The following is a 12290-nucleotide window of genomic DNA, read 5'->3' as shown; positions in this document are numbered from 1 at the left end:
ATAAGGAGATAGCATGTCAAATCTAAATACCCAACTAAACGGTAAGAAAGTAGCGATATTAGCAACAAATGGTTTTGAGCAGAGTGAGCTGCTATCACCGCGCAGTGCGTTGCTTGAAGCAGGAGCTGAAGTCGAAGTTGTTTCGCTTGAAAGAGATGACATTACTGGTTGGGATGAAAATCAATGGGGAAAACGTGTAAGCGTTGACCGCATCGTCAGTGAGACAGATTCAAGTGAATATGATGCTCTATTATTACCGGGCGGTTTATTTAATCCAGATACTTTACGCCAAAACAGTGAAGCTAAAGCCTTTGTTGATGGCTTTTTCAGTGCAGGCAAAAACAAGCCTATCGCTGCGATTTGCCACGGCCCATGGTTACTAGCCGAAATTAACAAACTACGTGACCGCAAAGTAACGTCATACCCAAGTATTAAAACGGATTTAATCAATGCAGGAGCTAATTGGGTTGATCAAGAGGTGTGTGTTGATGATGGCATAGTCACAAGCCGAAGCCCAGCCGACTTAGAGGCTTTTAATCGTAAGTTTATCGAAGAGATTAAAGAGGGTGTGCACCGCCACCATTAATAATTAATGAGTAGATACATAAAAGGGCCTTTAAGGCCCTTTTTAAGTAATAAAACAACTTACTTTGTAGCGGCTTTCATACTGGCTACAAACTCTTTTAAACCAGTTAGCATTGCTGCTTGGTCATCAAGGTTCGCCTCGATGATTTTAACAACCGCAGAGCCTGAAATCGCACCAGCAGCCCCTGAATCGAGTGCTGATTTAACATCTTCTGGTGTTGATACACCAAAACCAAGTAATGCCGGTGCAGCATGGTAATCTTTTAGTTTTTTGACTAATGAATCTGCTGGCATTTGTGCCTTGGTTTCTGTGCCTGTTACACCTGCGCGTGAAAGAAGGTATGTATAACCACGACCATATGAAGCACATTCTCGAAGAGTGTCATCATCTGCATTAGGTGTCGCAATAAAAATTGGATCAATACCATTTTTCATTGCTGTTTGGCGAAATAGCTTTGACTCATGCAGCGGTACGTCAGCCACTAAAATTGAATCAACGCCTGCTTCTTTAGCATCTTGATAGAACTTTTCAAGGCCACGCTTAAACACAAGGTTTGAATACAATAACAGGCCAATTGGAATATCGGCATTGTACTGGCGCACTTGTTTGATGATATCAAAGCAATCTTGGGTATTAATGTTTTCATCAAGCGCACGAATGTTGGCAGCTTGGATCACCGGGCCATCTGCAATCGGATCTGAAAACGGAATACCAAGCTCAAGGGCATCAGCACCGCCATCAATTAAGCTTTTAATGATTTCAACACTGAGTGCTTTATTAGGATCACCAATAGTAACAAACGGTACAAAGGCACCTTGATTCGTTTCATTTAATGTGGCGAACATTTGTCCGTAACGGTTAGTCTGGCTCATAGCGCGCCTCCTTCTGATAAAACACTGTGTACGTGAGCCAAATCTTTATCGCCTCGGCCACTTAGGTTTACTACTAAAATAGTGTCTTCGGTTTGTTGTTCGGCATATTTAAGGGCGTATGCAAGGGCATGGCTTGATTCAAGCGCTGGAATAATCCCTTCGTTTTTAGCCAGTAGTTGGAACGCTTCAAGCGCTTCAGTATCGCTAATACCAACGTACTCTGCACGGCCAGTTTCATGTAAATGAGCATGTTGTGGGCCTACAGCTGGGTAATCAAGACCTGCTGATACAGAATAAGACTCTTCAATTTGGCCATCGTCATTTTGCATAATATAAGTATAGGTACCGTGTAAAATGCCTTTTGTGCCTTTACATAGCGTAGCACCGTGTTGATGGGTATCTAAGCCTTTACCAGCGGGTTCTACACCAATTAGTTTTACGCTTGGCTCATCAATAAAGTCTGTGAACATACCAATGGCGTTAGAACCACCACCTACACAAGCCAGCACCGCATCCGGTAAGCGCCCTTCAGCTTTAAGCACTTGTTGTTTTGCTTCTTCACCAATCATTTTTTGGAACTCACGCACCATGGTTGGGAATGGGTGAGGGCCTGCTGCAGTGCCTAGTAAATAGTGAGCATCTTTATAATTTGCTGACCAGTCACGCAATGCTTCGTTTACTGCGTCTTTTAAAGTACCAGAGCCCGCTGTGACAGGAATAACCTCTGCACCCATTAGTTTCATACGAAATACGTTTGGTTGCTGACGTTCAACGTCTTTTGCACCCATGTAAACACGGCATTTTAAGCCAAGTAGGGCACACGCAAGGGCCGTTGCAACACCGTGTTGGCCGGCACCTGTTTCTGCAATGACTTCTTTTTTACCCATACGCTTGGTGAGCAATGCCTGACCAAGTACTTGGTTGGTTTTGTGCGCACCACCATGGAGTAAATCTTCACGCTTTAAATACAGTTTTACCTTAGGATTTTTAACTAAGTTACGTGTCAGAGTTAATGGCGTAGGACGACCTGCGTATTCATTTAATAGTTTTTCAAACTCAGCCTGAAAAGCTGGATCGTTTTGTGATTTATTAAACTCTGCTTCTAGTTGCTTGAGTGCTGGCACAAGCAGCTGTGGTACAAACATACCACCGAATTCACCGAAATAAGCTGGATTTTGCATTCTAACCTCAATAATTTCTGATATGCGAAAACGCATTTTGTAATTTTGTTTGGCACTTTTTGCCCGCTGACGTTTCAACGCCAGAATTTAGGTCAAGGCCATTAGCACCGCGATAAAGCGCTGCATGAATATTCTCTGGATTCAAACCACCGGCTAACATAAAAGGTACTGTTGCTGTCTCTAATACAGACCAATCAAATGCTTCGCCTGTGCCGCCTTTTTGGTTTTTGCTGTAAGTATCGTATAAATGGCGGTCAACCCCTTCAAGCGGTTTAGGTAATTCGCCTTTAACGGCTTGGGCTTTCCAAATTTCACAGCCAAGCGGTAATTGCTTTCTGAGACTTTGAATATACTCGCTATTCTCGTCACCATGTAATTGCACTGCAGCTAGTTTCAAGCTTTGAGCATAATCGATCACTTGTTCAAGAGGCGCATTGACAAACACACCTACATACGCGAGTGGGGCACTTTGCGTAACTTGCTTGGCGCAGTCGATATCGACATAGCGCGGTGACTTAGGATAAAAAATTAAGCCACCATACACAGCACCACTAGCATAGGCTGCCATCGCATCTTGTGAACGAGTTAAACCGCACACTTTGTTTTCACCTAAAATGACTTTACGACATGCGGCTTCTAAGTCGCGCTCAGCCATTAGTGAGCTGCCAATTAAAAAGCCATCGCACAGTGGCGCAAGGCGTTTTACATCTTTATGGGTATAAATGCCCGACTCTGAAATAACCACTTTGTCATTTGGGATAAGCTGACGTAAGCGCTCTGTTGTTGCAAGATCAGTACTTAAATCACGAAGGTCGCGGTTATTAATACCAATTAGGCTGGCATTAAGTGCAAGTGCACGACTTACTTCTTGCTCATTACTGACTTCTGTTAGTACCGACATGTTTAAAGAGTCAGCCACTTTGTGAAGCGCTAAATATTGCTCGTCATCAAGGACTGAGAGCATTAATAAAATGGCATCACCACCAGATAAACGTGCTAAGTAAACTTGGTACTCATCAATAAAGAAGTCTTTACAAATAAGCGGCTGCTCCACTTGGCTGCGCACGTATTCGAGGTACTGATAGCTACCTTGGAAATATTTTTCGTCAGTTAATACGCTCATACAAGTTGCGTATTTTTTATAAACCGATGTAATTTCGTCTAAATTGAATGGTTCGCGAATAAGCCCTTTTGACGGTGAGGCCTTTTTACACTCTAAAATAAATTGTGTGCCTGTTGCTGCTAACGCCGCTTCAAAGTCTCGCTTGGTTGGCACAACATCGCCAATGAATGACTCAAGCGGGCGCTGTGCTTTTCTTTGTTCTAATTCAATGCGTTTGTCGGCAACAATTTTGTCTAACACGTTAGCCATGACTTACCTCAATAATTGCGTTCAATGTGTCTATCGCTTTACCTGATGCTAATAATTCGCTTACTTGATCTGCGGCTGCTTTTAAATCACTTGCTTTATCGGTTAAATAAAGAAGGGCGGCAACGTTGGCTATAATGGCTGCGTTATGCGCCATTTCACCTTGACCTTGTAAAATCGCTAAGCTTGCTTTTGCGTTATATTCTGGCCCTTGGCCTGCAAGTTGTTCAAGTGAATAGTTTGCAAGACCAAAATCGCTCGCTGTTAGCGTGTATTCGCTCAGTTCACCGTTATTTAGCTCAACCACTTTGGTTGTCCCGTGCAAGGCAATTTCGTCAGTGCCTGCACCATGAACCACCATGGCGCGTTTTGTGCCAAGGGTTTTTAAAGTTTCGGCCATTGGTAAACACAGCGAAGGGTCATAAACACCAAGCAATTGCACCTCAGGGGCCGCAGGGTTTGCCAGCGGCCCTAAAATATTAAAAATTGTGCGGCTTTTAAGGGCTGTTCGCACGCCCATCGCATGGCGTACACCACTGTGATAATGCGGTGCAAATAAAAATGCAAACCCCGTATTTTCTAAACAATAGGCCGCTTGCTCAGGGCTCATATCGATATTGATACCCAAGGCTTTTAGTAAATCCGCTGAGCCAGAATTACTCGATACACTGCGATTACCATGCTTGACCATGTTGATGCCCGCAGCGGCGGCTACAATAGCAGCAGTGGTACTAATATTAATGGTGTTTGAGCCATCGCCACCGGTACCACAGCTATCTGCAAGCAAGGTTTTGCTGGTTTTAAATGGCACTGCATTGGCGCGCATTGATGCTGCCGCACCGGCGATTTCATCACTTGTTTCGCCTTTTAGTTTTAGGGCGATAAGTGCAGCAGTTAATTCAATATCATTAAGCTGGCCATTCATGATGGCATCAAACAATGCAGTTGCTTGCGAAAACGATAAATCTTGCTTTGCTAATAATTGGTTTAACTGGGTTTGAGTTGTTGCTTCCATGTTATTCCTCTACTGCACGCGTGCGGTTAAAAATTCAATGCTTTGCTGTAATAGCAATGCGCCATTTGGCGTTAAAATTGACTCAGGATGAAACTGATAGCCAAGGGCATTATCTTGTTGATGGTAAATTGCCATTGGAATATTTTCATAACAAGCAATTACTTCAACATCATCAGGGACTTTAGTTGCCATTAATGAATGATAACGAGCAACTGGCATTTTATCGCCCATACCTGCGAATACTGGGTGCTCAGTCAACGTAATAATTGATGACTTGCCATGCACAGTTTCGCCTGCATGACCAATAACCCCGCCGTAGCTTTGTGTTAGAGCTTGCTGTCCTAAACAGATACCCAGCATAGGGAAGCGGCCTTTACATAGTTCAATGAGTTCCATTAAACAACCCGCATCAGATGGCGCGCCAGGGCCGGGTGAAAGCACTAATAACACCGGTACTGTCTCTTGGCACATTTTCTCAAAGATGCTTTGTGCACTGATGTTATTACGGTATACCACTAACTGGCACCCTAACATAGAAAGTTCATCGACTAAGTTATAACTAAATGAATCAAAGTTATCTAAAAAGTAGATTTTATAGGCTGATGTTGTCGTCATTATTGTGCCTCGTAAGTCGATTGAATCGCAGTGATCACAGCTTGTGCTTTAGCGCGGGTTTCATTGGCTTCTGATTGTGGGTCTGAATCAAACACCACACCTGCACCTGCTTGCACATAGGCTGTGCCGTTTTTAACAAAGGCAGAGCGAATAACAATACAGCTATCCATAGCGCCATCGCCAGTTAAATAACCCACTGCACCTCCATAGCTGCCGCGGCGTTTTTGTTCGGTTTGACGAACTAATTCAGCGGCGCGAACTTTAGGCGCGCCCACCAAGGTGCCCATGTTCATACAGGCTTGGTAGGCATGCAGCGCATCGAGTTCAGGCTTTAAAGTGCCAACAACGCGTGAAACTAAGTGCATCACTTGTGAGTAGCGGTCTACTTTTAATAATTCTTTCGCGTGACGTGTGCCTGGTACGCTAATACGGGCAACATCATTTCGCGCTAAATCAACTAGCATAAGGTGCTCAGCACGCTCTTTTTGGTCGTTGCGAAGTTCAAGCTCAATGCGGCTGTCTAGGTCTGGATTAATTTGCCCGTTAGCAAACTTGCCACGAGGGCGAGTGCCAGCAATAGGGTATACCTCAACTTGTTTACTCTCTGGACAATATTTGAGGGCTGACTCGGGCGATGCGCCAAATAACACAAATTCTTCATCGCGCATATAAAACATATATGGGCTTGGGTTTTGTAGTTTTAATTGGCTGTAAGCATGAAGTGAGTCAGGGCAGGCGAGAGAAAAAGTACGTGACGGAACAACTTGGAAAATATCGCCATCAACGATGTTCTTTTTCAACTTGATGACATGTTCGCAGTATTGCTCGTCACTTACATCCACAGAGATTGGGTTTGAGCCTGCTTGCTTTTGCCCTTGGTAGCTTTGTGCATTGTCGCAAACAGTATTTAAACGCTCTAACTGTTGACCAACTTCAAAGCAGTTAGCATGGACTTGTGGGCCGTTAAACACATTGCCAATTAGCTCAGTTGTTTTTGCTTGGTGGTCAATGACAACTAACGTTTCGGCTAGGTAGAAAACATAATCAGGGCAACTATTTTCACCGTCAGGCACATCAGAAAGAGTTTCGAAATTAGCAACCATATCGTAGGCAAACACACCACCTAAAAACACAGAAAACGGATTGTCTGTGGTGCTTTTAATACTATTTATGCAGCTGCGTAGTGCACTAAATGCGTTATCTGCAACTAGTTTACTGGCTTCATCAATATCGCTGGCAATCTCGTTGTAGGTTAAGGTTAATGTGTCTTCTACAAGCTCTGCAGAACAATTTTGCACATGGCTTTGTAAATAAGGCAGTAATTGTTTGCCGTTATTAGACTGTGCTGTGAGTGTGACCTGTTTGCCTTGGCAAACAATACGTAGCGCTGAGTCAACCAAAATTAGACTTTTTACACTGTCTTTAGAATCAATTTCAGCAGACTCTAACAGCAGTGAATTAGGCTTATCGAGTAAACTGTATAACGCAAGTGGGCTACTTATGTAGTCGCGCACTTGAGTGATACTGGTTACTTCACCCGGTGTCGTTGTTATATGACTAAAAATCAAACCTCATTCTCCCTCATTCCCAAAAACTCTTTAAAAAACAAAACCCCGCGAAGCGATGCTTGGCGGGGTTCGTATAAAGATGCCTATAAATTAGATAGACCCTTACCGTCCCGCTAAGCCAGGCGCCACCACCAATGATGTGTAAGAGTTGCTATGTAATTCATTATAAAACCTTAAAATTTAGATATAAAAAAACCCGCTACATGAGCGGGTTTAGAAATCGTTAGACACGACAATTCGTCACCCGCTTGTTACGAGTGCCACCACCAAATTGTGATTTGAATTGTTTTGTTCATTGTTGTTTCTTATTTAACGTGTCTGAAAGTGCATACAGTAAAGCGTACCTGAGCCGATACTGTCAAGCATTAATTTACATATTAATACGTGTTGTGTATTTACCTATCGAAATTGCCCATTTATGTGACTAGTACACACAGCTATATGTCTAACATAAAAAGATAATCACGCCCTCGCAGTAAATTTTTGTTATACTCACATCATTGATTCAAGAACTTACGTAAAGCAGTCTTTCCCTTTGATAAAATACGATTTACATAGCCACACCACATACTCTGATGGTCAGCTATCAGTCGAGCAATTGTTACACCGCGCGGTTGAGAAAAACATAGATGTGTTTGCAATTACCGATCACGACACGTTAAGTGCCATAAAACCAGCTCGCCAAGTCATAGCTGATGATAATTTACCGCTTAAATTAATTGCTGGTGTTGAAGTATCAACAAAATGGGAAAGCTTCGAAATTCATATTGTTGGCTTAAATGTTGATGATGAAAATGACTCACTGTTGTCATTATTACAAGCGCAACAAGCCAAACGTGAAGAGCGAGCAACCGAGATTGGTCGCCGCCTTGCTAAAAATGGTTTTGAAGGCATTTACGACCAAGCAAAAACATTTGCTGAAAACGCACAAATCACACGCGCGCATTTTGCCCGTGCACTGATTGAACGTGGTGTAGCTAAAAACTTCCCAGGCGTATTTAAAAAATACTTAGGGCGAGGAAAAACAGGCTATGTGCCAAGTAGTTGGTGCGATATGCAAACAGCAATTGCTGCTATTCATCAAGCTGGTGGAGTTGCTGTACTTGCACATCCTGGGCGTTATCAAATGTCGAATAAGTGGCTGCGTAAGTTAATTATTGAATTTAAAGACGCGGGTGGCGATGCTATGGAAGTGGCACAACCACAGCAAGCGCCGAGTGAGCGCCAGTTTTTAGGTGAATTGAGTCGTGAATACGGGTTACTTGCATCGCAAGGCTCAGATTTTCATTTTCCGACAAGTTGGTTAGAGCTGGGTAAAAATTTATACTTACCAAAAGATTGCCAAGGGGTTTGGCAAGCATGGGAAGGGCAATAGGAGCGTATAATGAGTCAGTTTTTTCATATTCATCCAGATAATCCGCAACCACGTTTGATCAGCCAAGCGGTTGATATAATTAAACAAGGTGGTGTGATTGTTTATCCAACCGATTCAGGCTACGCAATTGGTTGTAGTATTGGTAATAAGCAAGCAAAAGAGCGCATTGAGCGTATCCGTGGTGTTGAAAAACATCATAACTTTACTTTGGTATGTCGCGACTTATCGGAGCTATCAACCTATGCTCGCGTCGATAATCAGTTATTCAGATTAATTAAAAATAACACTCCAGGGCCTTATACTTTTATCTTCAAAGGCACTAAAGAAGTACCAAAGCGTTTATTGAACGAGAAGAAAAAAACCATTGGTATTCGTGTTATAGAACATCCGATCACTTGTGCTTTATTGGCTGAGTTAGGTGAGCCTTTAATGTCGTGTTCTTTAATTTTACCGGGTGAGCAATTTACAGAAGCTGATCCTGATGAAATTCGCGATCGCATTGAAAAGCAAGTTGATTTAATTATTCATGGTGGTTATCTTCCTGAACAGGCAACCACAGTGATTGATTTGTCGGATGATGATATCGAAATTTTACGTGTGGGTTGTGGTGATACTAAACCATTTGAACTGTAGAGATTTCATTGACTAGCCAAGAGCTTGATGCCCAAGATAACTTACAAGAGCCAGTACAGCAAAAGCTGCCACTGGCTTTTTTGCATGGCAAAGCGGTGGTCGACAAACCTGAAGACTTATATATTCCTCCCGATGCGTTGGAGATCATTTTAGAGACCTTTGAAGGCCCTCTTGATTTACTTCTGTATTTAATCAAAAAACACAAACTAGATGTGCTAGAGCTCTCTATTTTTAGCATTACTGAGCAATACGTTAGTTATGTTGAAATGATGAGTGAGTTTCAGCTTGAACTGGCTGGTGAATACCTTGTCATGGCAGCTTTATTAGCACAAATTAAATCACGATTATTACTACCAAAACATGAAGAGCTTGAAGAGGAAGAAGACCCACGAGCTGAGCTTGTCAGACGTTTACAGGAATACGAACAATTTAAAAACGCTGCCGAAAACCTTGACGAAATTCCTCGCGAAGGCCGCGATATCTTTGTAGCCGAAGCAATGATGCCAGAATTTGGTGAGCGTGAGTTACTGTTACCTGACGTTGACATGAAAGACTTGTTAGTTGCACTAAGCGACGTTATGGCCCGAGCTAAAACATTTGAACACCATCATATTACCGCAGAGGCTTTATCGACCCGTGAACGTATGAGCTTAATCTTAGATAAGCTCTCAGAAGCCCAATCACAGTTGCCTTTTAGTACTCTTTTTACTATTGAAGAGGGCAGAAGCGGTGTTGTAGTTAGCTTTATCGCCATGTTAGAACTGGTGAAAGAAAACCTGATCAGCTGCTTTCAGGTAGATGCCAATAGCCAGATATATGTTGGTTTAGTGGAAGAGAGCGAATAGCTGGAAGCTAAAATTTTTCTGTTTAAAGCTTTAAGTGGTTAGATTTAAGTTTCAAAATCTGTGCCTTCTTCATGGCAAGTAGGTCATCAACAATCAAGATAATCACTAAAGTCTGCTTTGTATTCTAATAAAACACATAACTTACAAAGTGTTAAACAATTGCGCCAAGACTAAGTAGCTGATAAGTTGGTTTTTCCCATTTTGGGGTAAGCCTACTATTAAGGAAAATATAATGAAAAAGTTAGGAATGGTACTGTTATCTCTCGCTGCATTTGGTGCCTCAGCTGCAGAAAGTTTGCAATTAGACCTTAACCTTTATTTGAATAATCAACTTGTAAAAACGCACGTTGTTAAAACTGAAGAAGACAAAACTGAAACAGTCACTGCAGATGATATTCTTAAATTTGATGTAACCCCTACGTTGAACGAGCAAATTGTGACACTAACATCAGCACTCTATAAATTTGAAAATGGCTCTTACAATAAATTTCAGGAACCTAAGTTAATGGTAAACCTTAACGAACCTGCAACGATTGAGGTTGGAACTGAGGGTGTTGAAGTGTACAGGATTGAAATAACAGCAAGTAAAATATAATTGCTAACTATCTACCCAGGTGTTTATTGAAAATACTAAACACCGAGTAGTGCAAGAAATCATTAAAATGACTAAGTAGTGAACTAATAAAAAATAGATTTCAATAAACAAGATAAAAAGTACCTAAAATGCTTGATTTGAGTATTTTAAGGGCATTAGCTCCTAGGGGAGAAAATGAATACACTAGAAGAATTGAAAGCTCACTCACCAAATTGTTTTTCGAATTTCGTATTAAAGAGTTTAGAGCTACCACAACTTCAACTTGATGAGCTATTTGTGAGCAAAGCTGTTCATTGTAAATGCGGGCACGATGCTTATTCTGTTTTAGGCCACAAAGAAGTTGAAGTTAAGGGTTTCTTTCGCAAACGAGAAAATGTGAACATTCTACCTCCGATATACCTTGAATGTTTAAATTGTGGTTCTGTGCAATTAATTTTTGACCCAGAAAAATATGGGTGGGATGGTATCAATGGCGATAACGCAAATGTTGTCGGTAAAGGAAAGCCTGTTCCTCTTGGTTTCGAAGGCAAGGTTGCTATTTTATACAGCTATCAAGGTCTAGAAAATTACGTGGATATTTCCTCGGAATTTGGTAGAGATATGTTTGATACTTTTGGTTTGTATATTTATAACCATAATAAGCTAGAGCCTATTATTAATTGTGAATGCGCATAATTTGCGATTCAGATTTGAATCAATCTACTTAGATAGTGCGATTTTAGTATTATTTAATTCACTGATTAGCAAACGGAAATTTTAAGGAAAGCAGATGCAAAGTAAACACTTTACAATCAAAACCATGACCAAGAAGGAAGTCGAGCTCATGATTGATTGGGCTGCAGCAGAAGGCTGGAATCCAGGCCTTAATGATGCAGAGTGTTATTTTGCTGCTGATCCTGAAGGATTTCTGGTTGGTTTTCTTGGCGATGAGCCTATTGCTACAATTTCTGCCATTAATTATCACGATGCATTTGGCTTTATCGGCTTTTACATTGTTAAACCCGGTTACCGTGGCAAAGGTTACGGAATACAAATTTGGAATGCCGCGTTAAAGCGCCTTGAAGGGTTGAATATCGGCCTTGATGGTGTAGTGGAACAGCAAGAAAACTATAAAAAGTCTGGTTTTAACCTGGCCTATCGCAATATTCGTTTTGCAGGAGTCGGTGGTGGTAATTCACGGCAAAATTCAGATATTGTTGATCTTGCCACTGTGCCATTCGAAATTATTGACGCATACGAACAGGCTTTTTTCCCAGTAAATAGGGCAAACTTTACTAAAGCCTGGTTAAGCCAACCCCAATGCGACGCTTTGGGCGTAATGAGCAATGGGGAATTGGCAGGATACGGGGTAATTCGCAAATGCCAGAATGGCTTTAAAATTGGCCCTCTATTTGCCGACTCACCACAATTAGCTGAATCTTTGTTCCTTGCTTTAAAATCTAAAGTAAGTGCATCTGAAGCTATTTTCCTTGACACGCCAGAAATCAATCAAGCTGCTGTTGCTTTAGCACAGAAGTACAACATGCAGGTGTCATTTGAAACCGCCAGAATGTATACCGGCGACTCTCCGAGTTTGCCATTAAATCGTATTTTTGGTGTGACTTCTTTTGAAATCGGCTGAGTTTATTGGGGTGAG

At 41.8% G+C, this 12290-nt stretch carries 13 protein-coding genes; 7 read left to right on the top strand and 6 right to left on the bottom strand.

Features of this window, described 5'->3' with window-relative positions; genetic code table 11:
- The first annotated feature begins 13 nt into the window (after window positions 1-13).
- The gene (locus L1264_RS07175) at window positions 14-586 is read left to right on the top strand and encodes a type 1 glutamine amidotransferase domain-containing protein (RefSeq protein ID WP_199526207.1); all 573 of its coding nucleotides are present in this window, start codon (window positions 14-16) and stop codon (window positions 584-586) included.
- Between the two features lie 59 nt (window positions 587-645).
- Here the strand turns inward: L1264_RS07175 and trpA are convergent, their stop codons facing one another.
- The 6 genes from trpA to L1264_RS07145 are packed head-to-tail and all read right to left on the bottom strand — an operon-like array spanning window position 646 to window position 7206.
- On the bottom strand, window positions 646-1458 hold the full coding sequence (gene trpA, locus L1264_RS07170) for a tryptophan synthase subunit alpha (protein ID WP_199526206.1): 813 nt from the start codon (window positions 1456-1458) through the stop codon (window positions 646-648).
- Window positions 1455-2639: a tryptophan synthase subunit beta gene (trpB, locus tag L1264_RS07165; RefSeq protein ID WP_135925232.1), complete on the bottom strand. Its 1185-nt coding sequence runs from the start codon at window positions 2637-2639 to the stop codon at window positions 1455-1457. Before trpB ends, trpA begins: the two co-directional genes overlap by 4 nt.
- 7 nt (window positions 2640-2646) lie before the next feature.
- A complete protein-coding gene (gene trpCF, locus L1264_RS07160) occupies window positions 2647-4011 on the bottom strand; it encodes a bifunctional indole-3-glycerol-phosphate synthase TrpC/phosphoribosylanthranilate isomerase TrpF (RefSeq protein ID WP_199526205.1) in 1365 nt (454 codons plus the stop codon).
- The gene (gene trpD / locus L1264_RS07155; protein WP_235403840.1) at window positions 4004-5023 is read right to left on the bottom strand and encodes an anthranilate phosphoribosyltransferase; all 1020 of its coding nucleotides are present in this window, start codon (window positions 5021-5023) and stop codon (window positions 4004-4006) included. The genes trpCF and trpD overlap by 8 nt, the downstream gene beginning before the upstream one ends.
- Before the next feature lie 9 nt (window positions 5024-5032).
- Window positions 5033-5638 (bottom strand): aminodeoxychorismate/anthranilate synthase component II, encoded by a 606-nt coding sequence (locus tag L1264_RS07150; protein WP_135925225.1) that lies wholly within the window; start codon window positions 5636-5638, stop codon window positions 5033-5035.
- The gene (locus L1264_RS07145; RefSeq protein WP_199526203.1) at window positions 5638-7206 is read right to left on the bottom strand and encodes an anthranilate synthase component 1; all 1569 of its coding nucleotides are present in this window, start codon (window positions 7204-7206) and stop codon (window positions 5638-5640) included. The genes L1264_RS07150 and L1264_RS07145 overlap by 1 nt, the downstream gene beginning before the upstream one ends.
- A 535-nt stretch (window positions 7207-7741) precedes the next feature.
- Between L1264_RS07145 and rnm the strand changes: the two genes are divergently transcribed.
- The 6 genes from rnm (at window position 7742) to L1264_RS07115 (ending at window position 12275) form a co-directional block, all read left to right on the top strand.
- A complete protein-coding gene (gene rnm, locus L1264_RS07140) occupies window positions 7742-8581 on the top strand; it encodes an RNase RNM (RefSeq protein ID WP_135925220.1) in 840 nt (279 codons plus the stop codon).
- Between the two features lie 9 nt (window positions 8582-8590).
- The gene (locus tag L1264_RS07135) at window positions 8591-9214 is read left to right on the top strand and encodes an L-threonylcarbamoyladenylate synthase (protein WP_135925218.1); all 624 of its coding nucleotides are present in this window, start codon (window positions 8591-8593) and stop codon (window positions 9212-9214) included.
- An 8-nt stretch (window positions 9215-9222) separates the two neighbouring features.
- Window positions 9223-10059, top strand: a complete 837-nt coding sequence (locus tag L1264_RS07130) for a segregation and condensation protein A (protein WP_235403839.1) — start codon at window positions 9223-9225, stop codon at window positions 10057-10059.
- Window positions 10060-10291: 232 nt separating this feature from the next.
- Entirely contained in the window at window positions 10292-10654 is a 363-nt protein-coding gene (locus L1264_RS07125; RefSeq protein ID WP_135925214.1) for a hypothetical protein, read from the top strand.
- Between the two features lie 174 nt (window positions 10655-10828).
- Window positions 10829-11329, top strand: coding sequence for a hypothetical protein (locus L1264_RS07120; protein WP_135925212.1), 501 nt, complete (start codon window positions 10829-10831; stop codon window positions 11327-11329).
- Between the two features lie 94 nt (window positions 11330-11423).
- Window positions 11424-12275 (top strand): GNAT family N-acetyltransferase, encoded by an 852-nt coding sequence (locus L1264_RS07115; protein ID WP_135925210.1) that lies wholly within the window; start codon window positions 11424-11426, stop codon window positions 12273-12275.
- Window positions 12276-12290: the final 15 nt, after the last annotated feature.

Source organism: Pseudoalteromonas sp. APAL1 (assembly GCF_021532475.1).
Lineage (GTDB): Bacteria > Pseudomonadota > Gammaproteobacteria > Enterobacterales > Alteromonadaceae > Pseudoalteromonas > Pseudoalteromonas lipolytica_C.
Note: the sequence above shows the minus strand (reverse complement) of the source record. Positions and strands in the feature narration are given on the sequence as shown.

What these genes read in the sequence shown, in the direction of transcription:
- L1264_RS07175 (WP_199526207.1), top strand. Translation starts at nt 14, where the DNA reads ATGTCAAATCTAAATACCCAACTAAACGGTAAGAAAGTAGCGATATTA.
- trpA (WP_199526206.1), bottom strand. Translation starts at nt 1,458, where the DNA reads ATGAGCCAGACTAACCGTTACGGACAAATGTTCGCCACATTAAATGAA.
- trpB (WP_135925232.1), bottom strand. Translation starts at nt 2,639, where the DNA reads ATGCAAAATCCAGCTTATTTCGGTGAATTCGGTGGTATGTTTGTACCA.
- trpCF (WP_199526205.1), bottom strand. Translation starts at nt 4,011, where the DNA reads ATGGCTAACGTGTTAGACAAAATTGTTGCCGACAAACGCATTGAATTA.
- trpD (WP_235403840.1), bottom strand. Translation starts at nt 5,023, where the DNA reads ATGGAAGCAACAACTCAAACCCAGTTAAACCAATTATTAGCAAAGCAA.
- L1264_RS07150 (WP_135925225.1), bottom strand. Translation starts at nt 5,638, where the DNA reads ATGACGACAACATCAGCCTATAAAATCTACTTTTTAGATAACTTTGAT.
- L1264_RS07135 (WP_135925218.1), top strand. Translation starts at nt 8,591, where the DNA reads ATGAGTCAGTTTTTTCATATTCATCCAGATAATCCGCAACCACGTTTG.
- L1264_RS07125 (WP_135925214.1), top strand. Translation starts at nt 10,292, where the DNA reads ATGAAAAAGTTAGGAATGGTACTGTTATCTCTCGCTGCATTTGGTGCC.
- L1264_RS07120 (WP_135925212.1), top strand. Translation starts at nt 10,829, where the DNA reads ATGAATACACTAGAAGAATTGAAAGCTCACTCACCAAATTGTTTTTCG.
- L1264_RS07115 (WP_135925210.1), top strand. Translation starts at nt 11,424, where the DNA reads ATGCAAAGTAAACACTTTACAATCAAAACCATGACCAAGAAGGAAGTC.